The sequence below is a fragment of the Variovorax sp. GW821-FHT10B04 genome (genome assembly GCF_059415645.1).
This window is the reverse complement of sequence record NZ_JBWKNQ010000002.1, coordinates 518,571-534,345: the sequence shown is the minus strand read 5'-3', so window position 1 is coordinate 534,345 and position 15,775 is coordinate 518,571. Positions and strand designations below refer to the sequence as shown.

Annotated in this window: 14 protein-coding genes; 3 read left to right on the top strand and 11 right to left on the bottom strand. The window is 66.3% G+C overall.

The genetic code is table 11. From position 1 onward, the window contains the following. Positions 1-199: 199 nt before the first annotated feature. On the top strand, positions 200-1,186 hold the full coding sequence (gene corA, locus AC07PZ_RS07560) for a magnesium/cobalt transporter CorA (protein ID WP_495294431.1): 987 nt from the start codon (positions 200-202) through the stop codon (positions 1,184-1,186). 4 nt (positions 1,187-1,190) lie between these two features. On the opposite strand, the gene AC07PZ_RS07555 is transcribed toward corA, so the two are convergent. From AC07PZ_RS07555 to AC07PZ_RS07505, 11 genes are all read right to left on the bottom strand, one after another. Then, on the bottom strand, positions 1,191-2,672 hold the full coding sequence (locus tag AC07PZ_RS07555; protein ID WP_495294430.1) for a Kelch repeat-containing protein: 1,482 nt from the start codon (positions 2,670-2,672) through the stop codon (positions 1,191-1,193). 130 nt (positions 2,673-2,802) lie between these two features. After that, positions 2,803-3,540 carry a 5'-methylthioadenosine/adenosylhomocysteine nucleosidase gene (locus AC07PZ_RS07550; protein WP_495294560.1) on the bottom strand — a complete coding sequence of 246 codons (738 nt, stop codon included), beginning with the start codon at positions 3,538-3,540 and terminating at the stop codon, positions 2,803-2,805. Positions 3,541-3,730: 190 nt separating this feature from the next. Further along, positions 3,731-5,350, bottom strand: a complete 1,620-nt coding sequence (locus AC07PZ_RS07545; protein ID WP_495294429.1) for an ABC transporter substrate-binding protein — start codon at positions 5,348-5,350, stop codon at positions 3,731-3,733. Then, the gene (locus tag AC07PZ_RS07540; protein WP_495294428.1) at positions 5,347-6,420 is read right to left on the bottom strand and encodes a dipeptide ABC transporter ATP-binding protein; all 1,074 of its coding nucleotides are present in this window, start codon (positions 6,418-6,420) and stop codon (positions 5,347-5,349) included. Before AC07PZ_RS07540 ends, AC07PZ_RS07545 begins: the two co-directional genes overlap by 4 nt. Continuing rightward, on the bottom strand, positions 6,417-7,466 hold the full coding sequence (locus AC07PZ_RS07535; RefSeq protein WP_495294427.1) for an ABC transporter ATP-binding protein: 1,050 nt from the start codon (positions 7,464-7,466) through the stop codon (positions 6,417-6,419). Before AC07PZ_RS07535 ends, AC07PZ_RS07540 begins: the two co-directional genes overlap by 4 nt. Continuing rightward, positions 7,463-8,365 (bottom strand): ABC transporter permease subunit, encoded by a 903-nt coding sequence (locus tag AC07PZ_RS07530; protein ID WP_495294426.1) that lies wholly within the window; start codon positions 8,363-8,365, stop codon positions 7,463-7,465. Before AC07PZ_RS07530 ends, AC07PZ_RS07535 begins: the two co-directional genes overlap by 4 nt. Continuing rightward, positions 8,362-9,366 carry an ABC transporter permease subunit gene (locus AC07PZ_RS07525; protein ID WP_495294425.1) on the bottom strand — a complete coding sequence of 335 codons (1,005 nt, stop codon included), beginning with the start codon at positions 9,364-9,366 and terminating at the stop codon, positions 8,362-8,364. Before AC07PZ_RS07525 ends, AC07PZ_RS07530 begins: the two co-directional genes overlap by 4 nt. An 84-nt stretch (positions 9,367-9,450) precedes the next feature. Then, positions 9,451-11,130 carry a long-chain-fatty-acid--CoA ligase gene (locus AC07PZ_RS07520; RefSeq protein ID WP_495294424.1) on the bottom strand — a complete coding sequence of 560 codons (1,680 nt, stop codon included), beginning with the start codon at positions 11,128-11,130 and terminating at the stop codon, positions 9,451-9,453. Between the two features lie 78 nt (positions 11,131-11,208). After that, positions 11,209-12,696, bottom strand: coding sequence for an NAD(P)(+) transhydrogenase (Re/Si-specific) subunit beta (locus tag AC07PZ_RS07515; RefSeq protein ID WP_495294423.1), 1,488 nt, complete (start codon positions 12,694-12,696; stop codon positions 11,209-11,211). Next, a complete protein-coding gene (locus tag AC07PZ_RS07510) occupies positions 12,693-13,025 on the bottom strand; it encodes an NAD(P) transhydrogenase subunit alpha part 2 (protein WP_495294422.1) in 333 nt (110 codons plus the stop codon). Before AC07PZ_RS07510 ends, AC07PZ_RS07515 begins: the two co-directional genes overlap by 4 nt. 59 nt (positions 13,026-13,084) lie before the next feature. Beyond that, positions 13,085-14,227: a Re/Si-specific NAD(P)(+) transhydrogenase subunit alpha gene (locus AC07PZ_RS07505; RefSeq protein ID WP_495294421.1), complete on the bottom strand. Its 1,143-nt coding sequence runs from the start codon at positions 14,225-14,227 to the stop codon at positions 13,085-13,087. Positions 14,228-14,446: 219 nt separating this feature from the next. On the opposite strand from AC07PZ_RS07505, the gene AC07PZ_RS07500 reads away from it, so the two are divergent. Continuing rightward, a complete protein-coding gene (locus tag AC07PZ_RS07500) occupies positions 14,447-15,178 on the top strand; it encodes a response regulator transcription factor (RefSeq protein WP_495294420.1) in 732 nt (243 codons plus the stop codon). 60 nt (positions 15,179-15,238) lie between these two features. Further along, the gene (locus AC07PZ_RS07495; protein ID WP_495294419.1) at positions 15,239-15,751 is read left to right on the top strand and encodes an NUDIX hydrolase; all 513 of its coding nucleotides are present in this window, start codon (positions 15,239-15,241) and stop codon (positions 15,749-15,751) included. The last annotated feature ends 24 nt before the right edge of the window (positions 15,752-15,775 follow it).

Below are 15,775 nucleotides of genomic sequence, written 5' to 3'. Positions count from 1 at the left end.
TTACTGGATATCCATCCAGACCAGTGGCATGTCCGTCGAGGGCGCGGTGCCATAATCGTGCGTCGCTGCAACCGGAGATTTCGCCTTGGAAACCGCCCCGTCTCGGCAGCTTTCAACTCCCGTCTGAAGCCATCGGCGAGGGACTTGAAAGCGCCAACCAACCCCTCGCCCATCGCCAGTCATCTCAGGGAGTGAGCCCATGCTCAACATCTTCACGCTCGCCAACGGCCGCCTCGTCCAGGAAGAAATCGAGGCCCTCGAAGAGCTTTCCCGGTTCCAGCCCATATGGGTCGACCTCGAATCGCCAACGGTCGAGGAAAAACGCTGGATCAAGCAGTACTACGGCCTGTCCATCCCGGAAGACGCGATGGACGAGGACATCGAGGAATCGGCCCGCTTCTACCAGGAAGACAACGGCGAACTGCACATCCGCAGCGACTTCCTGATCGACGACGACGAAGACCCGCGTTCGGTGCGCGTGGCGTTCATCCTCAACCAGCACAACAGCGACCTGCGCAGCCGCGGCGTGCTGTTCTCGATCCACGACGAGGACGTGCCCGTGTTCCGCCTGGTGCGCATGCGTGCGCGCCGCGCGCCAGGGCTGATCGAGGACGCGAAAGACGTGCTGCTGAAGCTGTTCGACGCCGACGCCGAATACTCGGCCGACACGCTGGAGAACATCTACGACGAACTCGAGATCGCGGGCAAGAAGGTGCTCGAAGGCAACGTCAGCGACGAGCTGGCCGGCGAGGTGCTCGGCGCGATCGCACGCCAGGAAGACTTGAACGGCCGCATCCGCCGCAACGTGATGGACACGCGCCGCGCGGTGAGCTTCATGATGCGCAGCCGCATGCTCAACGCCGAGCAATTCGAAGAGGCGCGGCAGATCCTGCGCGACATCGAGTCGCTCGACAACCACACGGCCTTCCTGTTCGACAAGATCAACTTCCTGATGGACGCGACCGTCGGTTTCATCAACATCAACCAGAACAAGACGATCAAGATCTTCTCGGTCGCCAGCGTGGCGCTGCTGCCGCCGACGCTGATCGCGAGCATCTACGGCATGAACTTCAAGTTCATGCCCGAGCTCGACTGGTCGCTCGGCTATCCGTACGCCCTGCTGTTGATGGCGGCCAGCGCGCTCGGGCCGATGTGGTACTTCCGCCGGCGCGGCTGGCTCAAGTAGGCGACTACCAGCCCACTTCGCTGCTGGTCACCCATTCCCTGTGCCAGGCATAGGGATCGGGCGCCGTCGGGTTATCCGACGTGGAAACCGCGCCATTCGACACCAGCAATTTTCCGCTCGTCATCAGCACAGCCGCATGCCCGGAACGGGGTGACAGCAATGTTCCCCACGGCTGCCATGCGTTCGTCGAGGGGTCGTAGGCTTCAACGCTGCCCAGCGTAAGTGGCAACTTCGTCCCGAATCCACCTGTCGGCAGAGAATCGACTTCGTTCCAAATGTTTCCCCCTGCGACGGCGACTTGGCCGGTAGGCAGCAACGTCACCGAAAACCCTTGTCGACGGGTCGCCAGACTGCCTGCGGATGACCACACGCCGGTAGCCGGATCAAAAAGCTCGGCCTGCGCAACAGCCGACCAGCCGCAGGCGCAATAGTGTGCAGTCGATCCCGTAGACCCTCCGACGGCGAGAACCTTTCCGTTGGGCAGCAAGGTGCTCGTGTGATTGGTGCGAGAAGTCGCCAGTCGCCCGGCAGAGGTCCATTTCCCGAGAGATGGGTCGAATACCTCACTGTCGGCAATGGTGGAACTCCCCCCGGCTGCGCCGCCCGCAGCCAGAATATTGCCATTTGCCATCAACGTGAACGAGCCGCCATAGGCGTGGTCCACCAGCGCAGCAGCGCTTGCGCTCCACACACCTGTCTCGGGCTGGAGGAGTTCGACACGCTTTCCGTCCGAAGCAAACACGCGACCATCCAGCAGGACCTGGAGCTGTTCCAGCTTCGTCAGCGTCGCGAACTGTCCACCGGACGTGAACGTCTGCGTGGTCGGGTCATAGAGCCGCAACTCCGCGGCGGCGCTGGCGACCAGGACCTTTCCACTGGAAGGCAGCAAGACGGCCGCTTGCAGCGGCTGAAATGGCAGCGTGCCGGCCGGCTTCCAGAGAGCGCTCACGGGGTCGTATCGCTCGACCGCAACGACGCCGCTGCCGGCCAGGTCCTGCCCCCCCAATGCGAGTACCGATCCGTCGGACAGCGTGACGAGCCGATGCCCCGTGCGCGGGACATGCATGGTGGCAGCCAGATGGAAAACGCCTTGCTGCGCCGGACCGCAAATCACCCGCACGCTCGTGACATCCGCCTTGGAAACGGCACCGCCGGAAAAGACGATCGTGCACGCCTGCGCCGATGGCACGGAGGACAGAGACACGCTGTAGCTGCTGCCCTCCGCCGTGCGTTGCTTGAAACTGAATTGCCCGTCGGCCGACAGCGTCAACGCATCGGCGCCGTTGTTCTTCAAGACGATCTGGCTGCCGGAAGCGATGCCAGTGACGGTTCCCCCGATCACATGGTCTGCAGTTGGCGTATTGCCGCTACCCGTGCCCGGGTCAACTGCGACAGCACCGCTACCGCCGCCACCGCCACCACCGCATGCGAGCAACAGAAGGCTGCAACACGAAACAACCGCCAGGACTTCACCTACTTTACGCATGGAAACCATCTCCTCTTTATGCGGCCGATTCTAGATTGCGGTGTCTTCCACACGGATCACGGCCGACGGTGAGGATGCTGCGGCGATGCAGCGCAGCCTGCCTGCCTGCAGTTTCAGTCGGCTGTGCAGCTCAGTTGGCAACGGGCAGCGTGGCCAGCCACGTGCTCACCAGCGCCAGGCTGTAGCGGCTCGCGACCTCGGCGACGAAGCGCTTGAAGTCGCCGTGCGCGGCATCGTCGGCACGGTCGGAGATGGTCCGGACCGCGGCGAAGGGCACGCCGTAGTCGTGGCATACCTGCGCGATGGCCGCGCCTTCCATCTCGACGGCCAATGCGTCGGGCAGCGCATCGCGCAAGGCTGCACTTTCAGCGGCGGTCGACACGAAGCGGTCGCCGCTCACCAGCAGGCCGCGATGCACGCCCGGCAGATACAGCCCGAACTCGTCGACCGCCTGCGGCCCCACCAGCGCGACCGGATCACGCAGCACGTCGTGCGCCGCGGCCACGAGCGCTTCGGCCAACTGCGCATCGGCCGCGAAGCGCGACACGCCGCTGAGCGGCACCTCGTATTTCGGAAAGATCGGCGAGGCGTCCATGTCGTGCTGCATCAGCGTGCCGGCCACGACGACGTCGCCGACGTTCACGCCCGGCGCCAGGCCGCCTGCCACGCCGGTGAACACGATCGCCTTCACAGCGAAGCGCTCGATCAGCACCGTCGCCGTGATCGCAGCCGCGACCTTGCCGATGCGCGACAGCACAGCCACCACCGGCTGCCCTTCCAGATGCCCGACCCAGAAGTCACGCCCCGCCACGCGCACCCGCTGCTCGTCGGGCATGCGCGCCAGCAGCGCGCTCAGTTCCTCATGCATGGCCGCAACGATCGCAATCAAGACAACGCTTTCAAAAAACAGACAGAGGCATCAACACCCCGAAAACAAGGCAAAGCGAAGCGAGCCTCCCAACGCCAGAAACATCGCGGAACCGGCTTTGCCGGGCCGCCGATGTTGCCCCCTGCAAGGGGGTTGGCGCAGGCGACACGAAGTGCCGCAGCCTGGGGGTTTACTTGATGTCCACGCCGTAGAAGGTGTGGCGCCCGAAAGGGCTCAGCTTGAAGTCGACCACTTCCTTGCGCACCGGCTTGAGCTGCACCGCATGCGCGATCGTGAACCAGGGCGCCTGTTCCTTGAAGATCACCTGCGCCTTCTTGTAGAGCGCATCGCGGTCGGCCTGCTTCGACGTGTTCTTGGCCTTCACGACCAGTTCCTCATAAGGCTGGTAGCAGAACTTCGCGACGTTCGAACCATTCGACTGGGCCGACGCGCAACCGAGCAGCGTGTACATGAAGTTGTCCGGATCGCCGTTGTCGCCGGTCCAGCCCAGCATGCCCATCTGGTGTTCGCCGGCCTGCATGCGCTTGCGGTACTCGCCCCATTCGAAGCTCTTGATCTCGGCCTTGACGCCGATCTTCGCGAGGTCGGCCTGCATCAGCTCGGCGATGCGCTTGGCGTTCGGGTTGTACGGTCGCTGCACCGGCATGGCCCACAGGTCGGTCGTGAAGCCGTCCGGCAGGCCCGCGGCAGCCAGCAGCTTCTTCGCGCCTTCGGGATCGTACGGGTCGTCCTTCACGGCGTCGTTGTACGACCACATGGTGGGCGGAATCGGGTTCTTCGCCGCGACGCCGGTGCTCAGGTACACGCCGTCGATGATGGCTTTCTTGTTGATCGCCATGTTGATCGCCTTGCGCACACGCACGTCGTCGAAAGGCTTCTTCTGCGTGTTGTAGGCGAGGTAGCCGACGTTCAGGCCCGGCTGCTCCAGCAGTTGCACGTTCGGGTCCTTGCGGATGGCATCGAGGTCGGCCGGGTTCGGGTAGGGCATCACATGGCATTCGCCCTTCTGCAGCTTGGCCCAGCGCACCGACGCGTCCGGCGTGATGGCGAAGATCAAGTCGTCGATCTTGGCCTTGCCGCCCCAATACTGCGGGAAGGCCTTGAAGCGGATGACCGCGTCCTTCTGGTACTGCACGAGGTAGAACGGCCCGGTGCCGATCGGGTCCTGGTCGACCTTCTCGGGCGTGCCGGCCTTGAGCATCGCGATCGCGTACTCCTTCGACTGGATGCCCGCGTACTGCATGGCGAGGTTCGCGAGGAATGGCGCCTCGGCCTTGTTGAGCACGATCTTCACCGTGTAGTCGTCCACCCGGTCGACCGTCTTCAGCAGCTTCGGCATGCCCATGTCGTTGAAGTACGAGTGGTTGGTGCTGGTGACCTTGAAGAACGGATCGTTTTCCTTCCACTGGCGCTCCAGCATGAAGATGAAGTCGTCGGCGTTGAAGTCGCGCGTCGGCTTGAAGCTCTTGCTGGTGGTGTGCCACTTCACGCCCTTGCGCAGCTTGAAGGTGTACTCGGTGCCATCGGGCGAGATGGTCCAGCTCTCGGCCAGGCCGGGCACGACCTTGGTACCGCCGCGCTCGAACTCGACGATGGTGTTGTAGACCTGCGTGGTCACGTCGAAGGACGTGCCGGTGGTATTCACCGCCGGATAGAAGTTCTCGGGGCTGCCCTCGGAGCAATAGACCAGTGTCTTGGCCGATGCGGCGCCGCAGGCGAGCGCCAGGGCCGTCGGGACGATCAATGCGGCGGCGCGCAGGCGGCGCACGGCAGGGGATTTGGCTGTCATGTCGAAGACTCCTGTGGAGGCGTTGCAGTGGTTGCTGGGAAAGTGGCAACGGCCGAAGCCGCACCGTCGAGAAAGCGTTCGGCATGGTGGCAGGCCACCAGGCGGTCGTCGAGTGCGCGCAGCAGCGGGCGTTCGCTGCGGCAGCGTTCGGTGGCGTGGGCGCAGCGCGTGTTGAACACGCAGCCCGGCGGCGGATTCAGCGGAGAGGGCAGCTCGCCCTGCAGCACGATGCGCGGCCGGCCCAGCCCGGGCGTCGAGGCCAGCAGCGCCTGGGTGTAGGGATGCAGCGGCCGCTCGAACAGGTGCGCCTTCGGGCCCTGCTCGACGGCATGGCCGAGGTACATCACGAGCACGTCGTGCGCGATGTGGCGCACCACGCCCAGGTCGTGCGAGATGAAGAGATAGGCCAGCCCGAGTTCGGCCTGCAGGTCGGACAGCAGATTCAGCACCTGCGCCTGGATCGACACGTCGAGCGCCGACACCGGTTCGTCCGCCACCAGCAGCCGCGGCGACAACATCAGCGCACGCGCGATCGCGATGCGCTGGCGCTGGCCGCCCGAGAACATGTGCGGATAGCGGTTGGCGTGCTCGGGCCGCAAGCCGACGCGCGCGAGCATCTGCTGCGCCTTGTCGGCGCGCTCGGCGCGCGTGAACGTCGTGTTGATCGCCAACGGGTCCTCGAGCACGGCCGCGATCTTCTTGCGCGGGTTCAGCGAGGCGTACGGGTTCTGGAAGACCAGTTGCACCGCCTGGCGCAACTCGCGCCGGCGCGCGGACGGCGTGTCGACCGCATCGACGCCGACCAGCCTCAAGCCACCGGCCGTCGGCTTCTCGATCAGCGCGACCATGCGCGCGAGCGTCGACTTGCCGCAGCCCGATTCACCGACCACCGCGAGCGTGCGACCGCGCGCCAGCCGAAACGAGACCTCGCCGACGGCCTGCAGCTTCGCGAGCGAACTGAACAGGCCGCGACGCACGTCGTAGACGCGCTGCAGTCCGGAGGCTTCGACAACGACGTCCGCAGGCACGCCGGATGCGGCCGTCGGCGTGGGCGCGGCGATGGCGCTCATGACGCGACCTCCACCGGCTGCGGGCCGTCCTGCGCGATCCGTGCGGCACGCTGCGGATCGCCGAGCGCGTAGTGGCATCGCACCTGACCGTCGGGCGAGGCCTGCACGCCGTCCGCGCCGGACGCGATCGGCAGCAGCGCAGGCCGGACCGCACGCGAATGCGCGGTCGCATAGCGGCAGCGCGGCGCGAACAGGCAGCCGGCGGGCCGGTCGTGCACGCCCGGCACCATGCCGGGAATCGTGGCCAGCCGGCCGTCGGGCGACGCGCGCTCGGGCAGGGCCGCGAGCAGCGCCTCGGTGTACGGATGCTGGGGCGCCGCGAACAGCCGGTCGACCCGCTGCGACTCCACCACCTGGCCCGCGTACATCACGGCCACGCGCTGCGCCATGTCGCCGACCACGCCCATGTTGTGCGTGATCAGCACCAGCGCCATGCCGCGCTCCTTCTGCAGGCTGCGCAGCAGCTCGAGGATCTGCGCCTGGATCGTCACGTCGAGCGCGGTGGTCGGCTCGTCGGCGATCAGCAGGCGCGGGTTGCAGGCGATCGCCATGGCGATCATCACGCGCTGGTTCATGCCGCCCGACAACTGGTGCGGATAGGCGCCGAGGCGCGACGCAGCGGCCGGAATGCCGACCTGCTCCAGCAGCTCGATCGACCGACGCTTCGCACCGCGGCGGTCCATCTTCAGGTGCAGGCGCAGTGTTTCCATCAGCTGGAAGCCGATCGTGAACGACGGGTTCAGGCTGGTGGTCGGGTCCTGGAAGATCATCGCCACGTCCTGGCCGACCAGCGAACGGCGCGTTGCGTCCGACAGGCCCAGCAGGTCCTGCCCCGCAAAGCGCATGTGCCCGGCCTGCACCCGTCCCGGGTAGCCGATCAGGCCCATGAGAGCCATCATCGTGACGCTCTTGCCCGAGCCCGATTCGCCGACGATGCCGAGCACCTCGCCTTCGTCGACGTGCAGGCTCACGCCGTCGACCGCGTGCATCACGCCGCCCTGCGTGGGGAAGCTCACGTGCAGATCGCGGATGTCCAAAAGACTCATCGCTTCAGCTTCGGGTCGAGCGCATCGCGCAAGCCGTCGCCCATCAGGTTGAAAGCCAGCACAGCCGCCAGGATGGCCAGCCCCGGGAAGGTCACGACCCACCAGGCGCGCAGCACGAACTCGCGCGCGTCGGCCAGCATGGTTCCCCATTCGGGCGACGGCGGCTGCGCGCCGAGGCCGAGGAAGCCCAGCGCGGCGGCATCGAGGATCGCGGTCGACACGCCGAGCGACGCCTGCACGATCAGCGGCGCGGCGCAGTTGGGCAGCACCTCGCTGAACATCAGGCGCAACGTGCCGGCACCGCTCACGCGCGCGGCCGTCACGTAGTCGCGCGACACCTCGGTGATGACGGCTGCGCGCGTGATGCGCACATAGTGCGGCAGCACCACGATCGCCACGGCGAGCATCGCGTTGATCAGCCCCGGCCCGAGGATCGCGACGATCACGATTGCCAGCAGCAGGCTGGGCAGCGTGAGCACGATGTCCATGGCCCGCATGATCGCGATCTCGATCACGCCGCGGAAGAAACCGGCGACCAGGCCGAGCGCGATGCCCACCACCACCGAGATCGCCACCACCGCGATGCCGATCGACAGCGACAGCCGCGCACCGAACATCAGGCGCGAGAGGATGTCCCGGCCGATGGCGTCGGTGCCGAGCGGATAGGCCCACGCACCGCCCGCCTGCCAGGCCGGCGGCCGCAGGAAGGCGGACGGGTCGGTCTGGTTGGGCGCATGCGGCGCGATCCAGGGCGCGAACAGCGCGACGAACAGCAGCAGCCCGATCACGCCGAGCCCGATCACCGCACCGCGATTCGCACTGAAGGCGAGCCAGAACTCGCGCCACGGACCGGGCGGCGCCGGCGACGCAGCGGGTGTCGCCGGAACGGCAGCGCTCATTTGCGGATCCTCGGGTTGATGACGCCATAGGTCACATCGACCGCCAGATTGACCAGCATCACGATGCCGCCGAGCAGCAGCATGCCGCCCTGCAGCACCGGGTAGTCGCGCCGGCCGATCGCCTCGATCAGCCACTTGCCGACGCCCGGCCAGGAGAAGATCGTCTCGGTCAGGATCGCGCCGGTGAACAGCACGCCGACCTGCAACCCGATCACGGTGACCACCGGGATCAGCGCATTGCGCAACGCATGCAGCCCGACCACGCGAAGGCGCGACAGGCCCTTGGCGCGCGCGGTGCGGATGTAGTCCTCGCCCAGCACTTCGAGCATGGCCGAACGCGTCATGCGCGCCACCACCGCCAGCGGGTTGGTGCCCAGCACGATCGCGGGCAGGATGAGGTGTGCCACGGCCGAGCCGAAGGCGCCGTCCTCACCCGAGCGCAGCGCATCGATCAGCAGGAAGCCGGTGACCGGCTCGATGTAGTACTGCACCGCGATGCGGCCGGACACCGGCGTCCATCCCAGCTGCACCGAGAAGAACAGGATCAGCAGCAGGCCCCACCAGAAGATCGGCATGGAGAAGCCGGTGAGCGAGGTCGCCATCACGCCGTGGTCGAACAGCGAGTTGCGCTTGACCGCCGCCACGATGCCGGCCGGGATGCCGAGCAGCAACGCAAAGGCGATGGCGCACAGCGCAAGCTCGACCGTGGCGGGGAAGAGCGCAAGGAACTCGTTCATCACCGGCTCCTGCGTGATGACCGACTTGCCGAGATCGCCGTGCAGCACGCGGCCGATGTAGATGCCGTATTGCGTGAGCAGCGGCTTGTCGAGGCCGTAGTCCTTGAGCAGCTGGGCGTGGCGCGCCGGGTCGATGCCGCGCTCGCCGGCCATCGTCTCGATCGGGTCGCCCGGCACCAGCCGGATCAGAAAGAACGCCAGCAGCGTCATGCCGAGAAAGGTCGGCACGAGCAGGCTGGCGCGGGTCAGGATGAAACGAAGCATTCCACCCGAATATGCAAGACCGATGCCCGTCCTACATCCGACGAAACCCTCGCACGGCGGACCTGCGTCCGCTGCAACGGATGCTTACTTCTTCACGTCGCGCAGCTCGCGCCGCAGGATCTTGCCGACCGGTGTCTTGGGCATGTCGGTGCGGAACTCGATCACGCGGGGACGCTTGTAGCCCGTGAGGTTCTCGCGGCAGAAGTCGCGCACCTGGGCCTCGGTGAGCTCGGGCGTCTTGCGCACGATCACCAGCTTGACGGCTTCGCCGGTCTTGTCGTCCGGCACGCCGACCGCGGCGCACTCCAGCACGCCAGGCAGCGTGGCGACGACGTCCTCGATCTCGTTCGGGTAGACGTTGAAGCCCGACACCAGGATCATGTCCTTCTTGCGATCGACGATCTTGAAGTAGCCGCGCTCGTCGGCGATGCCGATGTCGCCGGACTTGAACCAGCCGTCGGGCGTCATGACCTTGGCGGTCTCGTCGGGCCGCTGCCAGTAGCCGGCCATGACCTGCGGGCCCTTGATCGCGATCTCGCCGGCCTGGCCGAGCGGCACGTCGCGACCTTCGTCGTCGATCAGCTTCAGGTAGGTGCTCGGCAACGGAACGCCGATGGTGCCGGTGTAGGCCGTGCTGGTGGTCGGGTTGCACGACGCGGACGGCGAGGTTTCCGACAGCCCGTAACCCTCGCAGATCGGGCAGCCGGTCTTCTCGAGCCACAGCTTGGCGACCGCGGCCTGCACCGCCATGCCGCCGCCGACCGAGACCTTCAGGTTGCTCCAGTTGACCGTGCCGAAATCCGGATGGTTGGCCAGTCCGTTGAAGAGCGTGTTGACGGCCGGAAAGCTGTGGAAGGTGTGCTTCGACAGCTCCTTGAGCGTGGCGGCGATGTCGCGCGGATTCGGGATCAGGATCAGCTTGCCGCCCGTGCGCATGCTCAGCATCATGCCGACCGTGAACGCGAAGATGTGATACAGCGGCAGTGCGCAGACGCTGGTCGGCTGCTCGCCGGCCGGCACCTTCTGCATGACCGGATCGTTCCAGGCCTCGGACTGCAGCACGTTGGCGATCACGTTGCGATGCAGCAGCACGGCGCCCTTCGACACACCCGTGGTGCCGCCGGTGTACTGCAGCACGGCGACGTCGTCGGCGCCGACGTCGACCGGCCGCAGCGTGCCCGAAGCACCCTGGCCGACCGCCGCGTTGAAGCGCACGGCGCCCGGCAGCGAATAGGCCGGCACCAGCTTCTTGACGTTGCGCACCACGTAGTTGACCAGTGCACCCTTCAGCAGGCCGAGCCGGTCGCCCATCGAGGCCAGCACCACGTGCTTGACCGGCGTCGAGGCGATGCAGTGCTGCAGGGTCGACGCGAAGTTCTCCATGATCACGATGGTCTTCGCACCGCAGTCCTGCAACTGGTGCTCGAGCTCGCGCGCGGTGTACAGCGGGTTGACGTTGACCAGGATCAGCCCGGCACGCAGGATCGCCGCCACGGCGATCGGGTACTGCGGACAGTTGGGCATCATGACCGCCACGCGGTCGCCCTTCACGAGGCCCAGCCCCTGCAGGTAGACCGCGAAGGATCGGCTCAGCGTGTCGACCTCTTCATAGCGGATGTCGCTGCCCATGAAGCTGTAGGCGGTGCGCTGCGCGTAGTTGGTGAAGCTCTCCTGCATCAGCGCCACGAGCGAGTCGTAGCGCGATGCATCGATGTCGGCCGGAACGCCTTGTGGGTAGCTGCTCAGCCAGGGACGGTCACTCATTGCGTTGTCTCTCCAGTATCCAGAAAAAACCGCGCGCCCATCGGGGCGCTCGGAGCCATCGATGCATGCCAAGGCACGCTATTCGATGGCCTTGCCCATATCTTCCACGACTTTCTTCGCGTCGCCGAAGACCATCATCGTCTTGTCCATATAGAACAGTTCGTTGTCCAGCCCCGCGTAACCCGCGGCCATGCTGCGCTTGTTCACGATCACCGTCTTGGCCTTGTACGCCTCCAGGATCGGCATCCCGTAGATCGGGCTGCCCTTGGTGTGCGCGGCCGGGTTCACCACGTCGTTGGCACCCAGGATGATCGCCACGTCGGCCTGGCCGAACTCGCCGTTGATGTCTTCCATCTCGAAGACCTGGTCGTAGGGTACCTCGGCCTCGGCCAGCAGCACGTTCATGTGCCCCGGCATCCGGCCCGCCACCGGGTGGATCGCGTACTTCACCGTGATGCCCTTGTCGGTGAGCTTCTGCGCGAGCTCCTTCACCGCATGCTGCGCGCGGGCCACGGCCAGGCCGTAGCCCGGCACGATGACCACGGTCTCGGCATTGCCCAGCACGAAGGCCGCGTCGTCGGCGCTCCCGCTCTTCACCGGACGCTGCTCCTTGGCGCCACCGCCGGCCGTGACCGCCTCGCCGCCGAAGCCGCCGAGGATCACGTTGAAGAAGCTGCGGTTCATCGCCTTGCACATGATGTAGCTCAGGATCGCGCCAGAACTGCCGACCAGGCTGCCCGCGATGATCAGCATCGCGTTGTTCAGGCTGAAGCCGATGCCCGCAGCCGCCCAGCCCGAGTAGCTGTTGAGCATCGACACCACCACCGGCATGTCGGCACCGCCGATCGGGATGATGATCAGCACGCCCATCACGAAGGCCAGGATCAGCATCGCGAAGAAGGCGCCCCAGCTCTCGGTGGCGACGAACACCAGGCCGAGCGCGATGGTCAGCAGGCCGAGCACCAGGTTCAGCATGTGCTGGCCCTTGAACTGCACCGGCGCGCCCTGGAACAGGCGGAACTTGTACTTGCCCGACAGCTTGCCGAATGCGATGACCGAACCGCTGAAGGTGATCGCACCGATGGCCGCGCCGAGGAACAGCTCGAGCCGGTTGCCGCCCGGGATCGGCGCGCGCAGCAGGCCGCGCACGACGGCCGTGCCGTTGGTGACCAGCAGGTCCTGCGGCGCAGCGGTGATGCCGAAGGCCCAGGGCTCGGCGACCGCGGCGATGGCGATGAAGACCGCCGCCAGGCCGATCATGCTGTGCATGAAGGCGACCAGTTCGGGCATCTTGGTCATCTCGACCTTGTTGGCCATGAAGGCACCGATGCCGCCACCCACCACCAGCGCACCGAGCACCCAGCCGAGACCGCTGGCGAAATCCACCCGCAGCGCCTGCGCCTGGCCATGGATCAGCGCGATCGTGGTCAGCACGGCGATCGCCATGCCGCTCATGCCGAAGACGTTGCCGCGGATCGAGGTGGTCGGATGGCTCAGGCCCTTCAGGGCCTGGATGAAGCAGACGCTGGCGACGAGATACAGCAGCGTGACGAGGTTCATGCTCACTTGGCGGCTCCCTCGGCGCGAGGGGCGGCGGGCGCCTTGCGCTCCTTCTTCCTGAACATCTCCAGCATGCGCCGGGTGACCAGGAAGCCGCCGAACACGTTGACCGCGGCCAGTGCCACGGCGAGCACGCCCATGGTCTTGCCCAGCGACGTGGTGGTGAGCGCGGCGGCGAGCATCGCGCCGACGATGACGATCGCCGAGATGGCGTTGGTCACGGCCATCAGCGGCGTGTGCAATGCCGGCGTGACGGTCCAGACCACGTGGTAGCCGACGTAGATGGCCAGCACGAAGATGATCAGGTTGATGACGGTGTGGCTGACGATGTCCATGGCGTTGTGCTCCTCGCTCCTGCGTTGGTGTTGTCGTTCTCGTTGTCGTCTCGGTGCTTCTACCTGCGCGTGACCTGCCCGTCCTGCGCCATGCGGCAGGCAGCGACGATGTCGTCTTCCAGATCGATCTTCAGGCCGACATCCTTCACGAGGATCAGCTTGAGGAAGTCGAGCACGTTGCGCGCATAGAGCGCGGAGGCGTCGGCCGCGACCCGTGCCGCGAGGTTGGTCTCGCCGACGATCGTCACGCCGTGCTTCACCACGGTCCTGTCGGGCTCCGACAGCGGGCAGTTGCCGCCGGTCATGCCACCGTTCGCATCCGCACCCTTGCCGGCCGCGATGTCGACGATCACCGAACCGGGCTTCATCGACCGGACCATGTCCTCGCTGATGAGCGTCGGCGCGGCGCGGCCCGGAATGAGCGCCGTGCTGATCACCACGTCGGCCAGCGCCACGCGCTTGGCGACCTCGACCTGCTGGCGCGCCAGCCAGCTGGGCGGCATCGGCCTGGCGTAGCCGCCGATGCCGACCGCCGCTTCCTTCTCTTCGTCGGTGTCATAGGACACCTCGATGAACTTGCCGCCGAGCGATTCGACCTGCTCCTTGACGCTCGGGCGCACGTCGCTCGCCTCGATGACGGCGCCCAGGCGCTTGGCCGTGGCAATGGCCTGCAGGCCTGCGACGCCCACGCCAAGGACGACGACGCGCGCGGCCTTCACGGTGCCGGCGGCGGTCATCAGCATCGGGAAGAAGCGCTGGTACTGGTCGGCCGCGATCATCACGGCCTTGTAGCCGGCGATATTGGCCTGCGAGGAGAGCACGTCCATGCTCTGGGCGCGCGTGGTGCGCGGTGCGGCTTCGAGGGCAAAGGCGGTGAGGCCGGCGTCCGCCAGGCGCTGCAGGCCAGCCGCGTCGAAGGGGTTGAGCATGCCGACGACGACGGTGCCGGGCTGCATCAGCGCGGCTTCGGCGGCGTCGGGGGCGCGCACCTTGAGCACGATCTGCGCGCCAAAGGCGCTCGTCCGATCGGTGATCCGGGCGCCGGCGGCCTCGTAGGCCGCATCGGGCACGCTCGCCGCAAGACCGGCCGTCGACTGGACGCGGATCTCATGACCCTGCGCCACCAGTTTTTTCACCGTCTCCGGTGTCGCGGCCACGCGGGTTTCGCCGGCCATCGTCTCGGCGGGCACGCCTATCTGCATGGTGTCTCCTCGCAACAATTGTTATTTGGATGTGCGGGCGGAGCTTACCCGAAGCGCCCGGATTGGCTGTCGCGTCCGTTTCGTCGAGTTAATTAGATTTATTCACTATTGCGAATCGGATCCCGTGCTTTAGTTGACATTGACAGCAACTAGGGCGCTGGCCTCCGAACTGCACGCTCCCTAGACTCGATCCGCTGAACAACACGGAAAGGGAAGGTCATGCGCATCGCCATACTTGACGACAAGCCGATCCAGCTCGAATGGACACGACAGTCGCTGGACGCCATCGGACATGAGTGCCACTGTTTCGCCGACGGCCGCAGTCTTCTGCGGGAGCTCAAGCTCCAGAGTTACGACCTGCTGGTGCTCGACTGGAACCTGGCCGACGTGCAGGGGCAAACGGTCGTGAAATGGATCCGCAACGACCTGAACAGCCGCCTGCCGATCATGATCGCCACCAGCCGCACCGAACGGCCGCACATGGTGGAGGCGCTCGAGGCCGGCGCCGACGACTTCCTGGTGCGGCCGGCAGCGGTCGGCGAATTCGAAGCACGCGTGAGCGCCCTGCTGCGCCGCGCCTACCCTGCACAGCAGGAGGTCGAACTGGTGTTCGGCGCCTATCACTTCCATCCACGTTCACGCACGCTGCGCATCGATGGCGCAGTGGTCGACCTCAAGCATCGCGAGTACGAGCTTGCGCACTTCCTGTTCCGCAACATCGGGCGCCTGCTGTCGCGCGAGCACCTGCGCGAGGCGGTCTGGGGACCGAGCAACGATTCGCCATCGCGCTCGCTCGACACGCACGTCTCGCGCCTGCGCAACAAGCTCGATCTGCGGCCGACCAACGGCTTCCTGCTGTCCGCGATCTACGGCCTGGGCTACCGGCTGGAGGCTCTCGACAACGGCGTGCTCGCTGCGCTGAACGACCCGCTGGCGGCCAGCGCCGCATAGCCCGTCCATCGGCGCGTGGCGCGCTACAGTTGCCGATCGCCCCACGAAAAAGGAGATCGCATGCGCCGATGGAAGCCCAATGTCACTGTCGCCGCGGTGATCCCGCACGACGGACGCTTTCTGCTGGTCGAGGAACACACTGCGGCCGGACTGCGGCTCAACACACCGGCCGGCCATCTGGAAGCGGGCGAATCGCCAGTCGAAGGATGCGCACGCGAAGCGCTCGAAGAAACCGCACATCATTTCGTACCGACGACGCTGGTCGGTATCTACATGGCGCGCTTCCAGCGGCCGACCGACGCCGCAGCCACCGTCGAAGACGCGCAGGACGCCGACGTCACCTATCTTCGGATGGCCTTTGCAGGCACGCTGGGTGCCTTCGAACCCGACCGTGCGCTGGACGAGGGCATCGTGCGCACGGTCTGGATGACGCCCGACGAGATCCGCGCCAGCGTCGAGCGGCATCGCAGCCCGCTGCTGCTTCAATGCATCGAGGACTTCCTCGCAGGCCAGCGATACCCGCTGGACCTGATCCACGTCGACCCGTCGGTGAAAACGCCGACCGCCGCCTGAGGCCGGCTGGCGCCCTTTCGCACT

What these genes read in the sequence shown, in the direction of transcription:
- corA (WP_495294431.1), top strand. Translation starts at nt 200, where the DNA reads ATGCTCAACATCTTCACGCTCGCCAACGGCCGCCTCGTCCAGGAAGAA.
- AC07PZ_RS07555 (WP_495294430.1), bottom strand. Translation starts at nt 2,672, where the DNA reads ATGCGTAAAGTAGGTGAAGTCCTGGCGGTTGTTTCGTGTTGCAGCCTT.
- AC07PZ_RS07550 (WP_495294560.1), bottom strand. Translation starts at nt 3,540, where the DNA reads ATGCATGAGGAACTGAGCGCGCTGCTGGCGCGCATGCCCGACGAGCAG.
- AC07PZ_RS07545 (WP_495294429.1), bottom strand. Translation starts at nt 5,350, where the DNA reads ATGACAGCCAAATCCCCTGCCGTGCGCCGCCTGCGCGCCGCCGCATTG.
- AC07PZ_RS07540 (WP_495294428.1), bottom strand. Translation starts at nt 6,420, where the DNA reads ATGAGCGCCATCGCCGCGCCCACGCCGACGGCCGCATCCGGCGTGCCT.
- AC07PZ_RS07535 (WP_495294427.1), bottom strand. Translation starts at nt 7,466, where the DNA reads ATGAGTCTTTTGGACATCCGCGATCTGCACGTGAGCTTCCCCACGCAG.
- AC07PZ_RS07530 (WP_495294426.1), bottom strand. Translation starts at nt 8,365, where the DNA reads ATGAGCGCTGCCGTTCCGGCGACACCCGCTGCGTCGCCGGCGCCGCCC.
- AC07PZ_RS07525 (WP_495294425.1), bottom strand. Translation starts at nt 9,366, where the DNA reads ATGCTTCGTTTCATCCTGACCCGCGCCAGCCTGCTCGTGCCGACCTTT.
- AC07PZ_RS07520 (WP_495294424.1), bottom strand. Translation starts at nt 11,130, where the DNA reads ATGAGTGACCGTCCCTGGCTGAGCAGCTACCCACAAGGCGTTCCGGCC.
- AC07PZ_RS07510 (WP_495294422.1), bottom strand. Translation starts at nt 13,025, where the DNA reads ATGGACATCGTCAGCCACACCGTCATCAACCTGATCATCTTCGTGCTG.
- AC07PZ_RS07505 (WP_495294421.1), bottom strand. Translation starts at nt 14,227, where the DNA reads ATGCAGATAGGCGTGCCCGCCGAGACGATGGCCGGCGAAACCCGCGTG.
- AC07PZ_RS07500 (WP_495294420.1), top strand. Translation starts at nt 14,447, where the DNA reads ATGCGCATCGCCATACTTGACGACAAGCCGATCCAGCTCGAATGGACA.
- AC07PZ_RS07495 (WP_495294419.1), top strand. Translation starts at nt 15,239, where the DNA reads ATGCGCCGATGGAAGCCCAATGTCACTGTCGCCGCGGTGATCCCGCAC.